The organism is Mucilaginibacter robiniae (assembly GCF_012849215.1).
Lineage (GTDB): Bacteria > Bacteroidota > Bacteroidia > Sphingobacteriales > Sphingobacteriaceae > Mucilaginibacter > Mucilaginibacter robiniae.
On the sequence record NZ_CP051682.1, the window covers coordinates 272,969 to 295,933 of the forward strand.

The following is a 22,965-nucleotide window of genomic DNA, read 5'->3' on the forward strand; positions in this document are numbered from 1 at the left end:
TTTACAGAGTCAGATTTACACCCATCAGGTAAGTGTGGCTGCGTGGATAGGAAGAATAATCAACACCTGGTGTTACCGGGGTTGCACGGCGGGTATTTACATCAGGGTCAAAACCAGTATAGCTGGTTACAATAGCCAGATTGTTGGCCGTAACAAAAACCCGCAGTTTTTTAACGCTTACTCTCCTTAACAGCGCCGGACTAAAGGTATACCCTAGTGTTACGTTGTTAACGCGGGCAAAAGCTGCATTTTCCACATCATCAGACGTTACATAGAAAGCTGCCGCACCAGTTACAGGTATTGATGTTTTAGCATTAGCATTTAAGGCATCCAATACGGCTGGTGCTGCACCTACCGCTACCGTACTACCATTTACCGTAACTAACTTTTGGGTAACGTTGCCGTTGGCATCAACGGTGCGCCAGCGGTCTTTAGCTGTACCTAATAAGTTGGTGTTTGCGGTATAGCCATTACTAAATTCAATTTTCGAAGCATTTAACACCTTGGCGGCAGCTTGGAAATTGATAAAAATACTAGCATCAAAACCTTTGTAAGTAAACATTTGGTTTAAACCACCAGTAATTTTAGGGTTAGTGTTTCCCAGTATAGTTTGGTCGGCTGAAGTAATTACCCCATCGCCGTTCAGGTCTTTATATCTTACTAAACCCGGTTGTGCTGTACCAATGGTTTTAGATGGATCAACCACGCCTGATTTAAGAGTGTACTGGTTAGTGGCTGCATTATAATTAAAATCAGAGGTTTTATAGAAGCCATCGCTTACATAGCCATAAACGCTACCTACCGGTTTACCAACTTGTACAATGAAATCGGCTGGCTGGCCAGAAACACCCCAACCTGAGTAAGCAAAGTATGAATCTTGTCCTGGAGCCAGTGCCAATACTTTGTTCACATTGTAAGCTACGTTAAAGTTGGCCGACCAGCTAAATGATTTACTTTGAATAATGTAAGCATTAAACTGTGCTTCAACTCCCCGATTTTGTGTTTTACCTACGTTTTGCAGTTGGGTAGTATAACCCGAACTGGTTGGTACAGGTACACTAATCAAAAGGTTGCGGGTAGTCCCCTGATAAGCATCTAACGATACCTGAATCTTGTTATTAATCATACCAAAATCTAACCCAATATTGGTAGAAGCAGTAGTTTCCCATTTCAATTTTTGGTTTACCAGGTTGGTTGGTGCAATACCTATACTGGTAGTACTTTCATTTAAAGTATATAACGTGTTAGTGCCGGTGTTGTATAAAGTTTGCGTCAGGTAATCGGCAATACGGTTGTTACCTGATGTACCATAGCTTAATCGCAATTTCAAATCAGAAATAGCTGTGATATTCTTCATAAAATTCTCTTCAGAAACACGCCAGGTCAGGGAGCCTGATGGGAAATAACCCCATTGATGGCCGGGAGCAAACTTTGAAGAACCATCAGCACGCATAGTAAAGGTTGCTGTATATTTTTTATCCAACGTATAATTACCGCGAGCAAAGAAAGACAACAAATGAGAGGTTGAATTGCTGACGGTTGGATAACCTGGTATAATAGTACCCTGATTAAGCTGATTTAATGCAGACTCAGCACTGATGCCTGCCGGAAATAATTTAAATTGGTTGTTTAGCCCATCAGAATGCAGATTATAAAATTCGTTACCTATAATTAAATTAACATCATGATGTTTAGGATTAGCTGCTGAATTATTAAAGGTTAACACGTTTGATAAATCAAGCGTATTGGTATTAATCTGGTTGATACCTGCCAATGGTTGTCCGCTGCCATTAATGCGCGCATTGAAGGTAATGGCGTCATCAAATGAGTTTAACTTTTGACGGTTAAAATCAACCCCTAATGTAGAACGGAAAGACAGATACTTGTTGAAAGTATAGTTTAGGTACCCGTTCAAATCAGTTACATAAGTATAGTTTTTTCGGTATTGAGCATTGGAGTTAACTATAGGATTTAATACGCCAAGGTTATTACCGGCTGCATTACTTTCTGCATAGAGTGTTGGATCTACCTGATCGTCAGGAATGCCTGGTACATCAAACGGACGGTATTTGATGGTGTTCCGTAGATTGTTATAAGTAGAACCTTGTGTACTGGAAGTACCTGCGCCACTAACCGCTTGTGCATTATAGCGAGCATTAAAACCAAATCTGAACTTGCTGCTCGCCGTATGATCCATACGGAAGTTAATCAGTTTACGATCATACATCGAATTGATTACCGTTTCGTTTTGGTTGTCATCGGTAAAGCTCAGGTTAAACTGCGTACTTTTGCTTCCACCAGTTATACTAATATTATGTTGCTGCTGGAAGCCGGTTCTACCCAAAGTTTTTTTCTGCCAATCCACAAAAGGCACGCTCTGAAACCGGGAAAGCGCTCCAAAATCATTACCGTAATCATTAGCAAAACTGGTACTGTCGGTAGCGTTACCCCGGCTGCGTTCATATTGATAAAGCACAAAATCATATGGATTTAGAACCTGTAACTCGCGTGCTAGACTTTTAAAACCTACGCGGCCGTTGTAAGTAACTGTAGTAGGTTGTTCACGACCACCTTTAGTAGTTATTATTACTACACCATTAGCTCCACGAGCACCATAAATAGCCGTTGAAGCCGCATCTTTCAGCACATCAATCGATTGTATATCTTGCGGTGATAAAGTGGACAAGCCGTTTTCTACCTGCACCCCATCAATTACGTACAATGGATCGTTATTTTGGGTGATAGAACCACCACCACGTACCAATACCCGCACTGCCGCATCCGGCGAACCTTCTGACTGGGTAATTTGCACACCAGCTAAACGACCAGCCAATGCTTCACCTAACGAGGTAACCGGAATGTCTTTTAACTGAGTGGCATTTACTGAGGATACTGCACCGTTTACGTCACGGCGCTTTACTGTTTGATAACCAATAGCCACTACTTCATCCAACTGCCTCGAATCATTTTCAAGCGCAGCGTTAATGGTTGTTTGGCCAGCAGTTAAGGTAAATTCCTGTTGCTTAAAGCCAACGTAACGGATAACAACAACAACACCGGCTCTATCGGGCACATTCAATTTGTAAGTTCCATCAACGGCTGTTTGTGTTCCGGAGGTTGTACCTCGTATGGATACGGTGGCTCCAACAACAGGCTCTTTGGAGTCTTTTTCAGTTACCTTACCGGTAATCTGCCGGGTTTGTGCCCACGCTGCAGTGCAACACAGCAACAGTAAGCATAAATTAAGTAAAAATTTATTCATAATTTAAGTGGTTTCAGGTAAACAGCAGCACATAATCAACAGCATAGCCTATTCCTTTTCAGGGCAACTACACGGGTTCAAGTACGCTTGGTTAAAATTTAATAATTGGTTTATAAGTATCTGGCTTCAGTACAATCTGTTGGTTATTCAGCTATACTATTCGAATGCTTAACAAGATTAACTACTCTGTATAAATAAAAGAAATTTATACAGCATAAAAAGTATGCAAACGTTCCCGGAAACGTTTGCATTTGAATAGCAAAATTTTCGCCTTCAAATTAACTTATAGTTATTTAGCTTACTGACAGACTTTTGTAGTACTAAGGTTTGTACAATAGAAATTCTTTCAAGAACCCTCATTAAACCAGAACCTTAGCTTACCAGACATGAGCGGTTAGGACATTTTGTTATTTTAACTTAAATTTAGCCACCAATTATGTTCCAATCGTACACCATAAAAGATATTGCCAAAGCACTTGGCCTTTCCACATCTACCGTTTCAAGAGCGTTAAACGGTAGTTATGAAATAGGAAGTGAAACCAAAAAGCTGGTATTGGAGTACGCTGAAAAAGTAAATTATCGCCCCAATCCTATTGCGTTAAGCTTAAAAGAGCAAAAAAGCCATTCTATAGGTGTGGTGGTGTGCGAAGTAGCTAACAGTTACTTTTCTCAAGCTATTAATGGCATTGAATCTATCGCTTATAATTCAGGTTACCATGTCATCATAACACAAACTCATGAGTCGGCAGCGCGTGAGGCCGCCAATGTACAACACCTTTTATCCAGGCATGTAGATGGCTTGCTGGTATCTCTATCGGCTGAAACTACCGACATTACACCTTACCAATATTTGCACGAAAAAGGTTTCCCAATCGTGTTTTTCGACCGTATTGCACCTGAAATTAATACCCATAAGGTAATCGCCAACAATTACCAAGGTGCTTTTGAAGCTACTGAACTCCTTATTCAATCAGGTTATACTAGAATCGCTCATTTAACCAGTTCCGACAATCTGCTGATTAGTCGCGACAGACTAAACGGCTTTACAGCAGCCTTAGCTAAACACCATATTGCGTTTATACCTGATTATGTTAAACACTGTAACCGTGGCGGGATGGTATTGGAAGAAGTAGAAGCAGCTATTCGTGAACTGTTTAGTCAGCCCAACCGACCGGAAGCTATTTTTATTGCCGGAGATAAATTAACGACCACTTTCATTGCAGGCATTAAAAAACTGGGGATGAAAATACCGGATGATATAGCCGTTGTGGGTTTTACCAACTCGAACGTAGCCGAACTTTTTGATCCGCCGCTTACCGTTGTACGGCAACCCGCTTTCCAGATCGGGCAAACAGCCACCGAGCTGTTGATTAAAACTATTGAAAGCAAACGCCCTATTTACGAGTATAAAACCGAGCAGTTAGCAACTGAATTAATTTTAAGAAACTCGGCTCCCCAACTCCGACCTCATTAAACGCCTTAGTTATTCTCCTGTAAATCAATATTTACGCAATCGTTTCCGTGAAAAAATAAACTCTGGCATGCATAAACACGGGATTTTTAATTTTAGGTTTACTTTGAAATTATAAACCCGTCTTATGAAACTTTCTTTAAAACATCTGGCACTGACAGGTGCTTTGGTGCTTGCGCATTTTTTTAAGGCTGCTGCACAGGATGGTACAGTGCCCGATATGAATTACTATTTAACGCATGCGCCGTTTAAAATGCCAGCATTAACAGAACCGCATTTTAACGGCAAAACATATAATATTCAGGATTATGGAGCGGTAAGCAACGGCGAATATTTAAATACCGAAGCTATAAGAAAAGCTATTACAGCTTGTTCTGCCGCAGGCGGTGGTACCGTTCACATCCCGCCTGGGCTATGGCTTACCGGACCTATAGTGCTGCAAAGTAATGTAAACTTGCATGCCGACCGAGGTGCGCTGATTATATTCAGTCCAGATCATGCTATATATCCCATTTTAGCAGATAATAAAGTACAAAGGTTAATATCGGGCAATAATCTGGAAAATGTAGGCTTAACTGGCGAAGGTATTTACGACGGCTCGGGCGATACCTGGCGACCTCTGAAAAAAAGCAAAGCAGCTCCTGCTTTGTGGAATGATCTTACTAAATCGGGCGGTGTAGTAAGTACTGATGGCAGTATGTACTGGCCTACCAAAGAAGGCTTGGAAGGCGAAGCTTATGTAAAAGGTTTAAAAGGCAAACCCAACTTAAAACCTGATGACTACTTGCCTGCGCGTGATTTTTTGCGCCCCAATTTGGTGGTTATCAGCAATAGTAAAAACGTGCTGATTGATGGGCCAACCTTTAAGAACTCGCCCATGTTTGCCCTAAACCCTAACAACTGCAACAACCTAATTATCAGAAATGTAACTATCAATAACGAGTATTATGCTCAAAATGGTGATGGCATTGATTTATCGGCCTGTAAAAATGCTGTAATTTATCATTGCACTGTTAATGCCGGTGATGATGGTATTTGCATGAAATCGAGCACTAATAAAAATGCTAACGCTGATGAAGCCGGGTTGCAGAATGTTGTTATAGCCGATTGTATTGTATACCATGCGCATGGGGGCTTTGTGATAGGCAGCAACACGGATGGTGGCATGAACAACGTGTATGTAACCAATTGCAATTATGTAAATACTGATATTGGCATTCGGGTAAAAAGTAATCGTGGAAGAGGTGGACTGGTGCATAACATTTACATTGATAATGTATTTATGCATGATATTCTGAACGAAGCAATCTTGTTCAGCACCTATTATGAAGATAATGGCACAAACCAAAACAAAGTAGTACCCGTAACCAACTTAACCCCGAAATTCCAAGATTTTTACATTAGCCATGTATATTGCAACAATGCAAAAACAGCAATATCTATTACCGGCTTACCAGAAATGCCGGTTAACCATATCAACTTGTCAGATGTGGTTATTTCGGCTCAGCAACCCATTGTAGCTACTGAAGCTTCAGAAATTGTGCTGAAAAATGTTAAAATCATTTCGCCGGAAAAAACGTTAATGAAGTTAGATAATAGCCAAAATATTACTGCTGATAATATCCAGTACAGCAACGAAACAACAACATTGGTTGCCGCTACAGGTACTAAAACCAGCAATATTAAAATTAGTAACAGCAATGCAAAAAAGTTATCCAAGCCTGTACAATTAGGTACTGGAGTGGATAAAAGCACGGTTCACATCTTATAGCACGATACTCAACTTTCAAGAGCTACAAACCGTTTTCAAATTATCTATCATACACAATATTGTAGGATACATGATTAGCACTACAAATTATTGAATCAGCAATAGATATATTGCACATTAACCATTATTAAACCTATCAAAAACCAAACCTATGAAATCAATCAAGACGTTAGGGCAGTTCATCATTGAAAAGCAGGCCGATCATCCGTATGCCAAAGGTGAGCTCTCGCGTTTGCTGCGTGACATCGGCATTGCCGCCAAGATCGTCAACCGCGAAGTGAATAAAGCAGGTCTGGCTAACATCCTGGGTGATGCCGGCTCCGTGAACATCCAGGGCGAAGGACAGAAGATGCTCGACATCTATGCCAATGAACAGTTCATCTCGGCCCTGACCTCCGGTGGCGAGTGCTGCATCGTAGTGAGCGAAGAGAACGAAGACTGCGTGTACATTGACAACGAAGTCTCACAAGATGCCAAGTACATCGTAGCCATTGATCCACTGGATGGCTCTTCTAACATCGACGTTAACGTTTCAGTAGGTACCATCTTTTCCATTTACCGCAGAAAGTCTACCGAAGGCAGAGCAACGTTAGAGGACGTGTTGCAGCGCGGCACCGATCAGATCGCAGCAGGTTACATCATCTATGGCTCCTCGACCATGCTGGTCTATACCACCGGCAAAGGCGTAAACGGCTTTACCCTGGACCCTTCTATTGGCGAGTTCTGCCTGTCGCACCCTCACATGCAAATGCCTAAAGAAGGCAACATTTACTCCATCAACGAGGGTTACTACGCGCATTTTCCGGATGGCGTCAAAAAGTACATCAAGTACTGCCAGGTAGAGGATGCCAAAACACACCGCCCCTACACCTCACGCTACACTGGCTCGATGGTAGCCGATCTGCACCGCAGCTTGGTGAAAGGCGGCATTTACATGTACCCCATGACGGCACATGCACCTTTGGGTAAGCTGCGCTTGGTATATGAGTGTAACCCGATGGCCTTTTTAGTAGAGCAGGCCGGTGGCAAGGCCTCGAACGGTTATGAGCGCATCTTGGAGCTGGAAGTCAAAGAGCCGCATCAGCGTTCAGCGATCTTTATTGGTTCAGAAAACATGGTAAACAAAGCTGAAGAGATGATTGCCTGCTTCTCCCCACAAGGTACCAAGCGCTCCTTTGAAGGTGTCGTCTCTATTCAATAGATGAATAAATTTTTTATAATTTAAATTAAAAGAGCTAAAACCACAAGCTACATAAATGAGTTATAGTAGGCATAAAACATTATCTAGCTATGGCAACATCAGAAAAATCAGTAGAAGTATTAAATGATCTACTTGAAATTAACAACGACCGTATTAAAGGTTTTGAACGTTCAATAAGTGAATTAGGCAATGGCGACAGCGATTTGAAATCGTTGTTTGAAGAATACAGCTCACAAAGCCGTAAAAACGTACAAGAATTAACAGCTGCAGTAACCCAAAGCGGTGGCAGTGCAGAAACTGGTAACAGCATCAGCGGTACTATTCACCGTGCATGGATTGACGTAAAAGGAACCTTTACTGGTCATGACCGTAAATCAATTCTGCAAGAATGCGAACGTGGCGAAGACGCTATGAAATCAGCTTACAAAAGTGCATTAGCACCAGACAGCGAATTATCAGCTGATTTAGTGCAAACTGTATCTAAACAAGCTGAAGAACAAAAATTAGCTCACGACCGTGTGAAAGCACTTCGTGACAGCGAATAATTTGTAAAATCAATTATTTATAGGCCGGCCTTTATGCAAACATAAAGGCCGGCTTTTTTATTGTATCTATATGGAAAATCCTTTTTCAACTGATAAAGTTGTGCAATGGGGCAATAACGGCCCGGTATTGGTGTTTCTGCATTATTATGGCGGCAGCGCGCAAACCTGGCAATGGGTAGCTCAAAAGTTAGCAGACCAATATCGTTGTGTGGCTATCAACCTACCTGGCTTTGGTGGTGCTGCTCCTTTAGAAAAGCCCTCCATAGCTAATATGGCAGCTGATATTGAGCAGCAGCTTCAATATTTAGGCATAACAGATTACACGCTTATAGGCCACTCGATGGGTGGTAAGATAGCCATGCAGATGGCGGCAAACCCAGGCAATACTATCAAAAAATTAGTTTTGCTCGCCCCATCCCCTCCTACTTTTGAAAAAATACCAGAGAAGGAAATTCAACGCATGCTTGATCATCCAAGTGGTGAGGCAGCTGCATACAACATCAAGAAAAATACGATACAGCCCCTTGGTACCGAGCAATATGCCTTAGCCATTGACACCAACTACATGGCCGACGGTAGTACCTGGCGTTGGTGGCCTTTGGAAGGTATAAACCATTCTATTGCCGATCTTACTAAAAGTTTGACCATGCCGGTAACGGTTATTGCCTCTAAAGATGATGCCGCTATTACTTATGAAATGGTTACAGACGAGGTTATGCCTAACTTACCATCCAATACTCGTTTAATTACTACCCATGGCATAGGGCATTTGTACCCATTGGAGGCACCAGGCTGGCTGGCTGAATTGTTAAAAATTGTACTAGCTAAGTAAACCTGGTACGATAACTTTACTGGATAGTAAACCAATTTAAATTTTAGCCTGTGCAAAAGCATAGGGCTTTATATTTTTTAGTTATCTCGCATTCTAATCGTTCGTAACGGAAACCTGGTTAATGGGAACAGGATGGGCATTTTTGATCAGCTTTAGCCCTGCTTTTAACTTCTCAGCTTTTTCGGGCTTGTCTTTCAATAATTTATCCAGATTAACTTTACTAAAATACTGTAGTACATTTTGCTGTAATTCAGCAGACATACATTGCAAGCCTTCTTTTTGTAAGTTAAGCACCAATTTGCTATAAGTTTCATCGGCCAGCCCATAATCTCCAGATGTAGTAGCATGACCCGTATCTAAATTAATATCAGATACTGCATATTGATTATTATCCACCTGCCTGAGCATGGCTGTATATTTTACCACGATGGTATCAAAAGTCTGCATAAACCGCTTTTCACCATCTCGTCCGGGATAAACAAATTTAAGAGTTTTCAATGGGCCTATTTTGGGGAGAATGCTGACAATGAAGCCTACGGTTCTTGCTAAGAAGTCGGGCTTGTTATCAATTTTACCAAAATCCTGCTTATACATACGCCGGCTCATTCTGTATTTAAACCGATGTAAGCTGGAACGTGCATCCTCCTTTTTGATCTCCTTTTTGTTGGCTTTCCAGGCTCTTTTGGTTAGTTCAGGAAATAAATCTTTTACGCCCCATCGAAGTCGCCCTATAGCTGTATCAAAGTTTTTGAATACCTCATTTAAGTCCTGTCCGTAGGTCTTTAAAAAAGCCCTTTCCAACACAGGCCGGGCAATATTAAACCCAATAAAATCATGGTAAGCTGCCGAGGCATAGTGGCTACGTCCTATTTGTACGGCATCATAAGCAAATTCCATACGGCTGTGCGAAACATGATCTTCATCGTAAGTAACTATTTTGCCGAACTTCTTTTTTAAAACCGGATACACTTCCGGCACCGTAACATTCGTAGCCAGCGAATGGCCGTACTGATCGGCTACATAGTGCGATAATGTTCCTAAAGCAAAGGCGTATTCATTTAAGTTTTGTGCTTCGTGCAATACATTGGTTATAAAATCGCCGGTACGTACGTAATGCAACAGATCGGTAAAGTAGGCATCACCTCCGGGAATGTAACCAATGTCGGCTACTAAACTCCCTCCATAAGCATACGAATGTGCTTTACGTATATCTTCGTCGGTTGCATCCGGGTACTTTTGCTTTAGCATGGGTTTTAATACATTATCCCACTCCGCATCAATAATGGCCTCATGCGTTAAAATAGAAAAGGCACGGGATGATAAAGGCAACCAACTTATAATAAAGATGAACACCAAACATTTAATAATAGAACGTATCTGCATAAACTATTCGCCTGAAGGCAATACTGCTCACAACAGCTTTTTTATTGCTTATGTTTTTGCAGGAGAAGTCTCCTATATTACCGCTTGCTAAATAACTAACAATATTCTAAAAAAGAAAAGGCCGGTATTTCCGGCCTTTTCTTTTTATAAACTATTAATCCACTTTACTAGTTCATCTCGGGTTTTACCGGTTTTTTGTTGTAACCGGCCCAAGGTTTCATCATCTTTACCTTCTTCGTGAGCTAAGTCATCGTCGGTTAAATCGCCGTAGGCTTGCTTGATTTTACCTTTCAGCTCGTTCCAGCCACCTTTTAATTCTAACTTGTCCATAACTTTAATGTTTAGTATAGATATAACAAGCCTTAATACATTTGGTTTGATTGAACATAAAGCTAGCTATTTAGGGTGTTTAAATAGATGTTTACTTTTACACACGTGAACGTTCATGAACAGAATGAACACCATGAACATATACAACGGAAAAAGCTGCATAAAGAAAAGTGTTACAGGTGTTACATGTTTCAGTGTGTAACACCCTGTAACACTGACAAACCATTGGCAGTGGTGGCATTGTTCTGTCAGTAAGTACTTTTTCCATATCCATATTTTCGCACTAGCTACCACCTAAAATGTACTTTAAATTAAAATGCCTGTTTAGATTATCAATCTAAACAGGCATTAAGCTTTTTTAATCAAAAATACTTACAAAGCACCATCCTTAATTTCATCTACTACCGATGGGTCAAGCAAGGTGGAAGTATCGCCTAAGTTACTGGTATCACCCTCGGCAATTTTACGCAGTATGCGGCGCATAATTTTTCCTGAGCGGGTTTTAGGTAAACCGGTTACAAACTGGATTTTGTCGGGCTTGGCAATAGGCCCGATGATGCGGCTTACGGTCATCAAAATATCCTTACGTGTCAACTCTTCACTCTCGTGTTTTTCTGGGCTAATCACAAACGCGTAAACGCCTTGACCTTTAATTTCATGCGGATAACCCACTACGGCTGATTCAACTACGCTGCTATGCATATTAATAGCGTTTTCTACTTCGGCCGTACCTATGCGGTGACCAGATACATTCAGTACATCATCCACCCGGCCCGTGATACGATAATAACCATCTTCATCACGCAAACAACCATCGCCGGTAAAATATAAGTCAGGGTAAGTAGAAAAATAAGTTTGGCGGCAGCGCTCATGATCGCCATAGGTAGTACGCAACATGCCCGGCCACGGAAACTTGATACATAAGTTACCACTTACGTTATTGCCTTGAATCTCCTGACCGTTTTCATCTACCAAAATAGGCTGTACACCTGGTAAAGGCAAGCTGGCATAACCAGGCTTTAGTGGCGTAACATTGGCAATAGGCGAAATCATGAAACCGCCTGTTTCGGTTTGCCACCAGGTATCTACAATAGGGCAATGGCCATGACCTATGTTTTCATCAAACCAATGCCAGGCTTCTTCATTCAATGGCTCTCCTACCGAACCTAGTTTGGTCAATGAACTTAAATCATATTTATTAACGATGTCGGTACCAAAACCCATCAGCGAACGGATGGCTGTTGGTGCGGTGTACAGTATATTTACTTTGAACTTTTGCACAATATCCCACAAACGGCCGGCATCCGGCCAGGTAGGTACCCCTTCAAACATCAGTGCTGTAGCACCTTGGCTAAGCGGGCCATATACAATATAAGAGTGCCCTGTAATCCAGCCAATATCTGCCGTACAGAAATATACCTCCCCCGGTTCATACTGAAAAGCCGTAGCAAAAGTATAACCCGTATATACCATATAGCCTCCGCATGTATGCACTACGCCTTTAGGCTTACCGGTAGAACCTGATGTATACAAGATAAACAGCATATCCTCAGCATCCATCTCTTCAGCAGGGCAAGCCGGGTTACCTTGGGTTTCTACTTTTTTCACCTCATCTTCCCACCATACATCACGCCCCTTAATCATAGATACTGGCGTATGGCTGCGGGTAAGCACAATTACACGTTTTACCGATGGACACTGTACCAAAGCATCATCAATCACGCTTTTAAGCGGCAAATCTTTAGCACCACGGAAACCACCATCAGCTGTAATGACTATATTACACTCTGCATCCTTGATACGGTCGGCAATAGATTGGGCAGAAAAACCACCGAATACTACGGAATGCACAGCCCCGATGCGGGCAGATGCCAGTACAGCAATAGCCAACTCGGGCACCATAGGCATATAAATGCAGATACGGTCGCCTTTTTTAGCACCATTATTTTTTAATACGTTGGCAAACTGACACACTTTATCGTGCAACTGCTTATAGGTTAAAACCCTGTGTGCTTCTGTCGGGTCATTCGGTTCCCAAATAATAGCTGGCGTGTCAGCGTTAGTTTCCAGATGACGATCTAAACAGCTTTCAGTAATGTTAAGCTTACCGCCCTGAAACCATTTAATATTAGGCTCTTTAAAGTTCCACTCTAAGGTCTTATCCCACTTTTTACGCCAGTAGTATTGGTCGGCCACATCAGCCCAAAACTGTTCAGGCTGTTCAACACTCTGCTGGTAAATATGCTGGTATTCGGTAAAAGATGATATTTTCATAGTTGGTTATAATGGTGGCGTAAATTAATAAATTACCAATAGGTGTATATAATAATAAACTGTAAAAAACAGATATGTTTACAGCTACGCTTTAAATATATCATGCACGTACAACCAGATCTATTTTAGAGTCTGCCTGTACAACAGGTTATATAAATGTGGATATCTTTTATAAAATATTTTTGCTACACTATTGAATTTGTGATGAAAAAACTTGATATTTGCAAACTCTTTTTGGAAGAGAATTACAATTAAAAGTTTTGTCATGTCAAGAATCTGTGATTTAACAGGAAAAAGCGCAATGAATGGCCATAACGTTTCTAATTCAAACGTAAAGACCAAACGCAAATTTTATCCTAACCTGAAGCTTAAAAAATTTTATATCCCTGAAGAAGATAAATGGATTACCCTGAAAGTATCAACTTCAGCTGTTAAAACCATCAGCAAAAACGGTATAACCGCTTGCATTAACAAATTTGTAAAAAAAGGATACATATAGTAGTTGAGAGGTTGATCAGTTGATTGGGTAAGTTTTTTTAGCTCAATCCATCAGCCGTTCAATAACTCATTAACCACATAATAACCAAAGCAATGGCAAAAAAAGGCAACAGAGTTCAGGTAATATTAGAGTGCACCGAGCATAAAGAGAGCGGTATGCCAGGTATGTCTCGTTACATTACTACCAAGAACAAGAAAAATACTACCGAGCGCCTGGAGTTGAAAAAATTCAACCCTGTACTGCGTAAAGTAACCGTTCATAAAGAAATTAAGTAATTAATTTAGTTATTTAAGTTAATGATGCTGTTGAGTTGCTAGGTGTTTACACCTGCATGCTTAAGAGCTTAGTAACGCAATAACTCAATAACCACAAAGAAATGGCAAAGAAAGTAGTTGCAACCCTGAAAACCGGTAAAGGTAAAGAGTACTCTAAAGTAATTACCATGGTGAAATCACCAAAAACCGGTGCTTACTCATTCAAAGAGCAAATCGTACACAACGATCACGTTAAGGATGCTATCAACGAAGCTAAAGCTTAATTGATTATTTCCTGTTAATCATTAAAAGCCGTCTTGTAATTGCAGGAGGGCTTTTTTTATACCCTTTACTTTAAGCTTTTTTAATTAGGAAAGCTCTGTTAAGCAAATCAGGTGTAAAAAGCTGCCCATTATTATCATTAAGCATTCATTTTTTAGGCGCTTACCCCACTCCTCTTTTATAGGGCTATAGGTTTTACGTATATTTGTGCAACTGCACATTCATTAATCTGCACATCTGAATTATGGGATTATTTGATTTTTTTAAGAAAAAGGAAAGTACGCCTCAGCAACAGGAGGCTCTGGATACCGGTTTAGAAAAAACCAAAGCCAATCTTTTTTCAAAATTCACCAAAGCCATAGCTGGCAAATCAACCGTTGATGATGAAGTGCTGGATGATTTGGAAGAAGTGCTGGTGACTTCGGATGTTGGTGTAACTACCACGCTGAAGATTATTGATCGGATACAGACCCGCGTAGCGCGCGATAAGTATGTAAGCACTTCGGAACTTAATACTATACTGCGCGACGAAATACAACACCTACTGGCTGAAAACAACAGCAACGATTTTCAAAACTTTGAATACGGCAACCATAAGCCTTATGTAATTATGGTAGTAGGTGTTAACGGCGTAGGTAAAACCACCACCATTGGTAAGTTGGCCCACCAGCTGAAACAAGCAGGTAACAAAGTAGTATTAGGCGCTGCCGATACTTTTCGTGCTGCTGCGGTTGACCAGATACAGCTTTGGGGAGATCGTGTAGGAGTTCGGGTTGTGGCCCAGGCAATGGGATCAGACCCGGCATCAGTAGCTTACGACACTTTACGATCAGCGGTTGCCAACCAGGAAGACGTAGCTATTATTGACACGGCAGGCCGTTTGCACAACAAGGTGGGCTTAATGAACGAGCTTACCAAAATTAAAAGCGTAATGCAAAAGGTAATACCGGGTGCACCGCATGAAATTTTGTTGGTGCTGGATGCCTCAACCGGACAAAATGCTATTGAGCAATGCAAACAGTTTACGGAAGCTACAGCAGTAAATGCATTGGCTTTAACCAAGTTAGATGGAACCGCCAAAGGTGGTGTAGTAATTGGTATATCTGACCAATTTAAAATTCCGGTTAAATATATTGGCGTAGGTGAAAGCATGAACGATTTACAGCTATTTGACCGTAAAGCGTTTGTAGATAGTTTGTTTAAGAAGTAAAAAAGGATTTACGTTAGTATTTTGTACTGACGTGTGAGAGAAGCATAGATGAAGACTAAGATAGTTAAGCAGCCCGCACCAGCAGTTAAGCCTAGGGTTAATGTGATTACATTAGGTTGTTCTAAAAACGTGTACGATTCTGAAATACTGATGGGCCAGCTTAAAGGCAATCAGATTGATGTGGTACATGAATCGCAGATTTTAAGCAGTAATGATACGGTAGTGATTAATACCTGTGGCTTTATTGACAATGCCAAACAGGAATCTATCGATACCATACTGCAATATAGCGAGCTAAAAGAGCAAGGCAAAATAGCTAAGGTTATTGTAACCGGTTGCCTTTCTGAACGTTATAAGCCCGAATTAGAAGCTGAAATACCGAATGTGGATGCATATTTCGGCACCAACGAATTGCAGAACGTTCTGCAAAACATGGGCGCCGATTATAAATACGAATTGCTGGGCGAACGTATGCTGACTACGCCTTCACATTTTGCTTATTTTAAAATAGCTGAAGGTTGTAACCGCCCCTGCTCCTTTTGTGCCATCCCGCTTATGCGTGGTAAACACGCAAGTACGCCTATGGAGCAATTGGTGAACCAAGCTAAAAATTTGGCTAAGCAAGGTACCCGCGAACTGATTTTGATTGCGCAAGATTTAACCTACTACGGCTTGGATTTGTACGGCAAGCGCAACCTGGATGAGCTATTACGCCGGTTAAGCGATGTAGAAGGCATTGAATGGATCCGTTTACAATATGCTTATCCTTCAGGTTTCCCAATGGAAATATTAGATGCAATGAACGAGCGTAGTAATATCTGCAAGTATCTGGACATGCCATTGCAGCACATTACAGATAACATGTTGAAATCTATGCGCCGGGGTATTAATAAACAAAAAACAATTGATCTGGTAAACAGCATACGCGACAAAGTACCGGGCATAGCTTTGCGTACCACCTTAATTACCGGCTATCCTGGCGAAACTATGCAGGATTTCGAAGAAATGTACCAATGGGTTGAAGATACCCGTTTTGACCGATTAGGCTGCTTTACATATTCGCACGAGGAAAAAACTCATGCCTATGATTTGGTAGATGATGTTCCGGAAGATATTAAGCAGGAACGTACAGAAGCCATAATGGAGTTACAGCAAGGCATATCTTACGAAAAAAATCAGGAAAAAGTAGGTAATACTTACAAGGTGTTGATTGATAAAGTAGATAATGGCTATCTGGTAGGCCGTACTGAGTTTGATTCACCCGAGGTGGATAACGAAGTACTGATTGATGCTACCCAGCAGTATGCTACTGCCGGCAGTTTCGTTAATGTAAAAATTAACACCGCTGAAGATTTTGACCTTTATGGAAACATTGTAAAATAATTGTGCATACAGAAGCATAATTACAAAATGCTTCTACTTTTGACGCTATGGACGCAAACTGTATTGATTACCAAGAAACTGGCTACTTTTCAAAAACGGTAACAGATTACCTGAACGATGTGCCCGAACTAAGATCATTCTACAGCTATCGTCCCGATTTAAAAGGCTTTGCTGAGCTATTCGAAAACAAGAAGGTAACGGCTAATCGTCAATTACTGAGTGAAGTTCTTACCGAGCAATACTTTAAGAATGCCGATGTTGAATATCCTTTTGCCCAGCCGGTAAAAGCTAATATTGATTTACTACAAGCAGATCATACTTATACTATAACTACGGGCCATCAGCTTAATGTTTTTACAGGCCCGCTTTATTTTATTTATAAAATAGTAACGGCTATTAAGCTGGCACGTCAGTTAAAAGCTGCATTTCCAGACAAAAACTTTGTGCCGGTTTACTGGATGGCATCTGAAGACCACGATTTTGCTGAAATTAATTACACCAACATCGGGCACAAAAAAATACAATGGAACGAGTCAGCCACGGGCGCTACAGGCCGTTTGAACCTGAAAACTTTTCGTGATTGCTTAAACCAATACAAAGGCATTTTAGGTTTGGAAGGCTATGCCTCTGAACTGGCTGCTATAGTAGAAACGGCTTATGGTAAATTTAACAAATTAGCCGATGCTACCCGCTATTTAGTTAATGCACTATTTGGACAATATGGGTTGATTGTAGTAGACGCTGATCATCCGCAATTAAAAAAGCAGTTTGCTGGTATTATCACGCAAGATATACTGGAGCAAAACAGCTATAAGCAAATTACATCCAGCAGTGAGCAACTTCAAAATTTAGGTGTACATACTCAGGTAAATCCTCGCGAAATCAACTTCTTTTATTTGCTCGACAATTTACGCGAACGTATTGTTTATAATGGCAGTGCCTACCAAGTACTAAATACAGACATCAGTTTTACTGCAGATGAACTGAAACAAGAAATCAGCAACTATCCTGAACGATTTAGTCCGAACGTAACTATGCGCCCATTGTATCAGGAGTATATACTACCCAACATTGCCTATATTGGCGGTGGTGCAGAAGTGGTATATTGGTTGCAGCTAAAAGCTAATTTCGACTATTACCAAGTTGCTTTCCCTATTCTGATATTGCGAAACTCGGGCCTGCTTATTCGTAAAGAAATGGTAGCAAAAATACAGAAGATGGAAATAAGTCCAGCTCAGTTATTTACTAGCCCTGATAACATTAAAACTACCTGGATAAAAAATCATTCGCAGCATGACTTATCACTTAAAGAAGAATGGCGCGAATTGCAATGTATTTTTGAGAAGATAAAATTACGGGCTCACAAAATTGATCCTACGCTTGAACCTTCAACCAGCGCTGTACAAGCTCGATTAAAAAATGCAATGGACAACTTGGAAAAAAAGTTGTTGAAAGCTGAAAAGCATAACTATGATGTCCGTTTGCAACAAATAGATGCTATTAAAACAGAGTTGTTCCCCAAAAATAGTTTACAGGAAAGACAAGAAAACTTTGGCCTCTTCTACGTAAAATGGGGACAGACTCTCATAGAAGAATTGATAAGAAACTTTGATCCTCTTGCTTTTCAGTTTACCGTGCTTAATGAATAATATTTATTCGATTAAAAGCTAGTCGTAGTTTAACTAAATTTAACAACTTCCCCCAATAATTAAATTATACCATCGTTAACTTTGAACATGAAAAAAGTTCTATCTACACTATCACTATTTGGCTGCATAATGCTGAGCCTTACTGCAAGAGCCCAACAGGTTAAAACTTATATAGGTATATCGGCAGGTGTTATGAATCCATATAGTGAATTCAAGCAAGCTGATTATGGCACTACTACTAGCCCTAATAATAAAGCTGGCTTTGCTAAAAAAGGTCCTGTATTTGCAATTGATGGTGCATACTACTTTTATAAGAACTTGGCCATAGCTGGCTTGGTTTCTTTTCAAGATCAAGGTCAGCTAAACTCTGATGATGAAACAAACCTTTCTAACGGTTACCGAGAAAACTTTGGTTCTTATCAATCTACAGTTACAGCTAGCAACCGTTACCATAATATCAACGCATTGCTAGGACCTCAATACACATTTACCTACAAAGGCTTTAACTTAGATTTACGTGCAATGGCTGGTGTAGTAAAAAGCCTTTCCACACCGGAAATTAAAGTATATTTAACCAACTACAATGGTCAGCAAATTGAATCTTTTACACAAAGTAGTTCAAAATCAACAGCATTTGCTTATGCGGGCAGCGTGGGCTTACGTTATAACTTTGGTAAAGTAATTGGCATTGCATTACGTGAAAACTATGTTGCTACACCAACAGGTGTCGCCATCACCACTAGTGAACGTAACACTAATACTGGCCGATTAGTAACTAACCAACGAATTAGCGAATTTCAAACTACTCTGGGCTTAATTATAAATCTAAAAACAACAGAGAAATAAAGTAGTCCTAAAAAATTTACACTCATAAACAGAAGAGCCGTCTTATACAAAAATAAGATGGCTCTTCTGTTTATATGCTATGTTAGCTTAAATGATTAGTCAACAAATCACTTGATACTCCTACAGCTTGAATCTTTATGTTATGAAAAACTATCATGTATAATAGGAACGAGCATGATGTTATGTTATTCCCGGTCATAACCTTAAAAGCTTTTTGATGACCAGCCAGACACTATTATTTCGCCGATTGGTTCACGCGGTATAGGGGAGATAGGGATTACGGGGATGGCGGCAGCGGTGGTGAATGCGGTATACCATGCCACGGGGATCCGGGTACGGGACTTACCGGTGTCACCGGAGAAGCTCTTGGCGGGCCTGCCTGCTTAAGCTAGCCTACTTACCAATACAAAGAGCTACTGCATTCCCCAAAGGGGCAGTAGCTCTTTGTATGGAGTACGGAGTGAGCCTACAGGATTTCCAAAGTTTGTAAAAGCAAAAACCCCCTCGTAGGATGGACCTAGAGGGGGTAATTGATAAGAGTTGGCGCCGACCTACTCTCCCACGTGTTACCGCAGTACCATTGGCTCTGGCGGGCTTAACTTCTCTGTTCGGAATGGGAAGAGGTGGACACCGCCGATATAGGCACCTGAATATTTTTAATGTTGTTTTTCGTTGCGGGTTTTCAGATCCGGGTATCCCGTAGCTAAAGACGCTGACTATACAACAATGACATAGTATTGAAAGAAGTGATTGATGGCTGAAAAGACACAGCTGATTGTTTTTGATTGTGGTGCTGCATCCGGAAAGAATGCAGCACCTGATCTGTTGACGAAGAAAGCTTCGGGCAATTAGTATTACTCGGCTATGATGTCACCACCTTTACACCTGTAACCTATCAACGTGGTAGTCTACCACGACCCTCAATGGAAGTCTCATCTTGTGGCTAGTTTCGCACTTAGATGCTTTCAGCGCTTATCTATTCCAAGCGTAGCTACTCTGCAGTACAACTGGCGTCATAACAGATTCACTAGAGGCTTGTCCAACCCGGTCCTCTCGTACTAAGGTCAGCCCCACTCAAACTTCCTGCGCCCACAACAGATAGGGACCGAACTGTCTCGCGACGTTCTGAACCCAGCTCGCGTGCCACTTTAATCGGCGAACAGCCGAACCCTTGGGACCTTCTCCAGCCCCAGGATGTGACGAGCCGACATCGAGGTGCCAAACCTCCCCGTCGATATGAGCTCTTGGGGGAGATCAGCCTGTTATCCCCAGCGTACCTTTTATCCTTTGAGCGATGGCCCTTCCATGCAGAACCACCGGATCACTATATCCGTCTTTCGACCCAGCTCGGCTTGTCTGCCTCACTGTCAAGCAAGCTTATGCTATTGCACTCCCCGTACGGTTACCAAGCGTACTGAGCTTACCTTTGAAAGCCTCCGTTACCTTTTTGGAGGCGACCACCCCAGTCAAACTACCCGCCAAACAATGTCCCCGGCGTTACCGGGTTAGACACCAGATACAGAAAGGGCGGTATTTCAAGGTTGGCTCCACGAGTCCTAGCGAACCCGCTTCGCGGCCTCCCGCCTATCCTACACATCCTGTATCCGATATCAATGTTAAGTTGTAGTGAAGGTGCATGGGGTCTTTCCGTCCCGTTGCGGGTAACCGGCGTCTTCACCGATACCACAATTTCACCGAGCTCATGGCTGAGACAGCGCCCAGATCGTTACACCATTCGTGCAGGTCGGAACTTACCCGACAAGGAATTTCGCTACCTTAGGACCGTTATAGTTACGGCCGCCGTTTACTGGGGCTTCGATTCAATGCTTCGCCTTGCGACTAACATCCCCTCTTAACCTTCCAGCACCGGGCAGGTGTCAGGCCTTATACGTCATCTTTCGATTTTGCAAAGCCATGTGTTTTTGTTAAACAGTCGCCTGGGCCTTTTCACTGCGGCTGCCATTGCTGACAGCGCCCCTTCTCCCGAAGTTACAGGGCCATTTTGCCGAGTTCCTTAGCCATGAATCACTCGAGCACCTTAGGATTCTCTCCTCGACTACCTGTGTCGGTTTACGGTACGGGTTTTTACCACCTGAAGCTTAGCAGGTTTTCTTGGAAGTCTGATTACCTTCACTATCCCGCCACCCGAGGGCTTTGGGTACTATCAGCTTTCAGCAAACCGGGCGTACTTTACAACCCAATCTATACCTACGGCCTTTAACGTTCTATTCCGTCAGAACGCGGAAGTGTCACTACTCCGTCACTGCATCGCAGTGGTAAAAAGTACAGGAATATTAACCTGTTGTCCATCGGAAATCGCCCTTCGGCTGATCCTTAGGCCCCGACTAACCCTGATCCGATTAGCGTTGATCAGGAAACCTTAGTCTTTCGGTGGGCGGGTTTCTCTCCCGCCTTATCGTTACTTATGCCTACATTTGCTTTTCTGCAACCTCCACATGCACTTGTCGTGTCATGCTTCACCGGCGGCAGAATGCTCCCCTACCAGTACATCTAATGATGTAATCCATAGCTTCGGTATACTATTTAATGCCCGTTTATTATCCATGCCCGGCCGCTCGACTAGTGAGCTGTTACGCACTCTTTAAATGAATGGCTGCTTCCAAGCCAACATCCTAGCTGTCTGTGCAGCCGGACCTCGTTAGTTCAACTTAATAGTAATTTGGGGACCTTAGCTGATGGTCTGGGTTCTTTCCCTCTCGGCCCTGGACCTTAGCACCCAGAGCCTCACTCCAGCGTAATGTTATTCAGCATTCGGAGTTTATCTGGATTTGGTAGGATTTGACTCCCCCGCACCCAATTAGTAGCTCTACCTCTGAATAACTCAACCGCCAGGCTGTTCCTAAAAACATTTCGGGGAGTACGAGCTATTTCCCAGTTTGATTAGCCTTTCACCCCTACCCACAAATCATCCGGAAACTTTTCAACGTTTATCGGTTCGGTCCTCCAGTACCTGTTACGGCACCTTCAACCTGTCCATGGGTAGATCACAAGGTTTCGCGTCTACCTCCTCTGACTGCACGCCCTATTCAGACTCGCTTTCGCTTCGGCTTCGCAGCTTAACCGCTTAACCTTGCCAGAGAAGAGTAACTCGTAGGCTCATTATGCAAAAGGCACGCCGTCACAGAACAAAGTCTGCTCCGACCGCTTGTAAGCACACGGTTTCAGGTTCTATTTCACTCCCCTGTTCGGGGTTCTTTTCACCTTTCCCTCACGGTACTGGTTCACTATCGGTCTCTCAGGAGTATTTAGCCTTACCGGATGGTGCCGGCTGATTCCCACAAGGCGTCTCCGACCTCGCGGTACTCAGGATCCTACTAGGTCAATACTCATTACGCGTACGCAGCTCTCATGCTCTATGGCGGGCCTTCCCATGCCCTTCCGCTTCTTTATATTGTACCACATCGTAGTCCTACTACCCCGTCTATGCCGTAACATAAACGGTTTGGGCTAATTCCCTTTCGCTCGCCACTACTCAGGAAATCACTGTTGTTTTCTCTTCCTCTGCTTACTTAGATGTTTCAGTTCAGCAGGTTCGCGCTATTTGCAATCTATCTTCAATAGATTAGGTTTCCCCATTCGGAAATCTCGGGATCAATTCATATTTGCTAATCCCCCGAGCTTATCGCAGCTTATCACGTCCTTCATCGCCTCTGAGAGCCAAGGCATCCTCCGTGTGCCCTTTCTTACTTTCTTCTACACTATCTGCTTTTGCTCAGATAGGTATGCTTTTATTTGGATAGTTTTCTATTGCG

Annotated in this window: 16 protein-coding genes and 2 rRNA genes; 12 read left to right on the plus strand and 6 right to left on the minus strand. The window is 42.1% G+C overall.

Going from position 1 to position 22,965, the window contains the following annotated elements; all coding sequences use genetic code 11:
* Position 1: 1 nt before the first annotated feature.
* Positions 2–3,262, minus strand: a complete 3,261-nt coding sequence (locus HH214_RS01285) for a SusC/RagA family TonB-linked outer membrane protein (RefSeq protein WP_169605619.1) — start codon at positions 3,260–3,262, stop codon at positions 2–4.
* A gap of 436 nt (positions 3,263–3,698) precedes the next feature.
* On the opposite strand from HH214_RS01285, the gene HH214_RS01290 reads away from it, so the two are divergent.
* From HH214_RS01290 to HH214_RS01310, 5 genes are all read left to right on the plus strand, one after another.
* Positions 3,699–4,736, plus strand: a complete 1,038-nt coding sequence (locus tag HH214_RS01290) for a LacI family DNA-binding transcriptional regulator (protein ID WP_169605620.1) — start codon at positions 3,699–3,701, stop codon at positions 4,734–4,736.
* A gap of 124 nt (positions 4,737–4,860) precedes the next feature.
* Positions 4,861–6,504: a glycoside hydrolase family 28 protein gene (locus tag HH214_RS01295; RefSeq protein WP_169605621.1), complete on the plus strand. Its 1,644-nt coding sequence runs from the start codon at positions 4,861–4,863 to the stop codon at positions 6,502–6,504.
* A 151-nt stretch (positions 6,505–6,655) separates the two neighbouring features.
* A complete protein-coding gene (gene fbp, locus HH214_RS01300; protein ID WP_169605622.1) occupies positions 6,656–7,705 on the plus strand; it encodes a class 1 fructose-bisphosphatase in 1,050 nt (349 codons plus the stop codon).
* Between the two features lie 89 nt (positions 7,706–7,794).
* Positions 7,795–8,250, plus strand: coding sequence for a ferritin-like domain-containing protein (locus HH214_RS01305; RefSeq protein WP_169605623.1), 456 nt, complete (start codon positions 7,795–7,797; stop codon positions 8,248–8,250).
* A gap of 70 nt (positions 8,251–8,320) precedes the next feature.
* On the plus strand, positions 8,321–9,082 hold the full coding sequence (locus HH214_RS01310; protein WP_169605624.1) for an alpha/beta fold hydrolase: 762 nt from the start codon (positions 8,321–8,323) through the stop codon (positions 9,080–9,082).
* A 93-nt stretch (positions 9,083–9,175) separates the two neighbouring features.
* On the opposite strand, the gene HH214_RS01315 is transcribed toward HH214_RS01310, so the two are convergent.
* The 3 genes from HH214_RS01315 to acs all read right to left on the minus strand — a co-directional run bounded on the left by HH214_RS01315 (position 9,176) and on the right by acs (position 13,069).
* A complete protein-coding gene (locus HH214_RS01315) occupies positions 9,176–10,411 on the minus strand; it encodes a zinc dependent phospholipase C family protein (RefSeq protein WP_169605625.1) in 1,236 nt (411 codons plus the stop codon).
* Between the two features lie 198 nt (positions 10,412–10,609).
* Positions 10,610–10,795: a CsbD family protein gene (locus HH214_RS01320; RefSeq protein WP_169605626.1), complete on the minus strand. Its 186-nt coding sequence runs from the start codon at positions 10,793–10,795 to the stop codon at positions 10,610–10,612.
* 372 nt (positions 10,796–11,167) lie between these two features.
* Complete coding sequence (acs, locus tag HH214_RS01325; protein WP_169605627.1) at positions 11,168–13,069, minus strand: acetate--CoA ligase; 1,902 nt, start codon at positions 13,067–13,069, stop codon at positions 11,168–11,170.
* Positions 13,070–13,334: 265 nt separating this feature from the next.
* Here acs and rpmB point away from each other — a divergent pair, with 265 nt between their 5' ends.
* From rpmB to HH214_RS01360, 7 genes are all read left to right on the plus strand, one after another.
* Positions 13,335–13,568: a 50S ribosomal protein L28 gene (gene rpmB, locus HH214_RS01330; protein ID WP_169605628.1), complete on the plus strand. Its 234-nt coding sequence runs from the start codon at positions 13,335–13,337 to the stop codon at positions 13,566–13,568.
* A 92-nt stretch (positions 13,569–13,660) separates the two neighbouring features.
* Entirely contained in the window at positions 13,661–13,843 is a 183-nt protein-coding gene (gene rpmG / locus HH214_RS01335; RefSeq protein ID WP_074490316.1) for a 50S ribosomal protein L33, read from the plus strand.
* 101 nt (positions 13,844–13,944) lie between these two features.
* On the plus strand, positions 13,945–14,106 hold the full coding sequence (locus HH214_RS01340) for a DUF4295 domain-containing protein (protein ID WP_169605629.1): 162 nt from the start codon (positions 13,945–13,947) through the stop codon (positions 14,104–14,106).
* A 242-nt stretch (positions 14,107–14,348) separates the two neighbouring features.
* Positions 14,349–15,314, plus strand: a complete 966-nt coding sequence (ftsY, locus tag HH214_RS01345) for a signal recognition particle-docking protein FtsY (RefSeq protein WP_169605630.1) — start codon at positions 14,349–14,351, stop codon at positions 15,312–15,314.
* Positions 15,315–15,362: 48 nt separating this feature from the next.
* Entirely contained in the window at positions 15,363–16,697 is a 1,335-nt protein-coding gene (gene rimO / locus HH214_RS01350; RefSeq protein ID WP_169605631.1) for a 30S ribosomal protein S12 methylthiotransferase RimO, read from the plus strand.
* A gap of 47 nt (positions 16,698–16,744) precedes the next feature.
* Positions 16,745–18,346, plus strand: a complete 1,602-nt coding sequence (bshC, locus tag HH214_RS01355) for a bacillithiol biosynthesis cysteine-adding enzyme BshC (RefSeq protein WP_169605632.1) — start codon at positions 16,745–16,747, stop codon at positions 18,344–18,346.
* An 87-nt stretch (positions 18,347–18,433) separates the two neighbouring features.
* A complete protein-coding gene (locus HH214_RS01360; protein WP_169605633.1) occupies positions 18,434–19,192 on the plus strand; it encodes an outer membrane beta-barrel protein in 759 nt (252 codons plus the stop codon).
* Positions 19,193–19,730: 538 nt separating this feature from the next.
* On the opposite strand, the gene rrf is transcribed toward HH214_RS01360, so the two are convergent.
* Together rrf and HH214_RS01370 are read right to left on the minus strand one after the other, a co-directional pair.
* Positions 19,731–19,842 (minus strand): 5S ribosomal RNA (rrf, locus tag HH214_RS01365).
* A gap of 178 nt (positions 19,843–20,020) precedes the next feature.
* Positions 20,021–22,907, minus strand: a 23S ribosomal RNA gene (locus HH214_RS01370).
* Between the last annotated feature and the right edge of the window lie 58 nt (positions 22,908–22,965).

What these genes read in the sequence shown, in the direction of transcription:
- HH214_RS01290 (WP_169605620.1), top strand. Translation starts at nt 3,699, where the DNA reads ATGTTCCAATCGTACACCATAAAAGATATTGCCAAAGCACTTGGCCTT.
- ftsY (WP_169605630.1), top strand. Translation starts at nt 14,349, where the DNA reads ATGGGATTATTTGATTTTTTTAAGAAAAAGGAAAGTACGCCTCAGCAA.
- fbp (WP_169605622.1), top strand. Translation starts at nt 6,656, where the DNA reads ATGAAATCAATCAAGACGTTAGGGCAGTTCATCATTGAAAAGCAGGCC.
- rpmB (WP_169605628.1), top strand. Translation starts at nt 13,335, where the DNA reads ATGTCAAGAATCTGTGATTTAACAGGAAAAAGCGCAATGAATGGCCAT.
- acs (WP_169605627.1), bottom strand. Translation starts at nt 13,069, where the DNA reads ATGAAAATATCATCTTTTACCGAATACCAGCATATTTACCAGCAGAGT.
- HH214_RS01340 (WP_169605629.1), top strand. Translation starts at nt 13,945, where the DNA reads ATGGCAAAGAAAGTAGTTGCAACCCTGAAAACCGGTAAAGGTAAAGAG.
- HH214_RS01295 (WP_169605621.1), top strand. Translation starts at nt 4,861, where the DNA reads ATGAAACTTTCTTTAAAACATCTGGCACTGACAGGTGCTTTGGTGCTT.
- HH214_RS01305 (WP_169605623.1), top strand. Translation starts at nt 7,795, where the DNA reads ATGGCAACATCAGAAAAATCAGTAGAAGTATTAAATGATCTACTTGAA.
- HH214_RS01310 (WP_169605624.1), top strand. Translation starts at nt 8,321, where the DNA reads ATGGAAAATCCTTTTTCAACTGATAAAGTTGTGCAATGGGGCAATAAC.
- rpmG (WP_074490316.1), top strand. Translation starts at nt 13,661, where the DNA reads ATGGCAAAAAAAGGCAACAGAGTTCAGGTAATATTAGAGTGCACCGAG.
- bshC (WP_169605632.1), top strand. Translation starts at nt 16,745, where the DNA reads ATGGACGCAAACTGTATTGATTACCAAGAAACTGGCTACTTTTCAAAA.
- rimO (WP_169605631.1), top strand. Translation starts at nt 15,363, where the DNA reads ATGAAGACTAAGATAGTTAAGCAGCCCGCACCAGCAGTTAAGCCTAGG.
- HH214_RS01285 (WP_169605619.1), bottom strand. Translation starts at nt 3,262, where the DNA reads ATGAATAAATTTTTACTTAATTTATGCTTACTGTTGCTGTGTTGCACT.
- HH214_RS01320 (WP_169605626.1), bottom strand. Translation starts at nt 10,795, where the DNA reads ATGGACAAGTTAGAATTAAAAGGTGGCTGGAACGAGCTGAAAGGTAAA.
- HH214_RS01360 (WP_169605633.1), top strand. Translation starts at nt 18,434, where the DNA reads ATGAAAAAAGTTCTATCTACACTATCACTATTTGGCTGCATAATGCTG.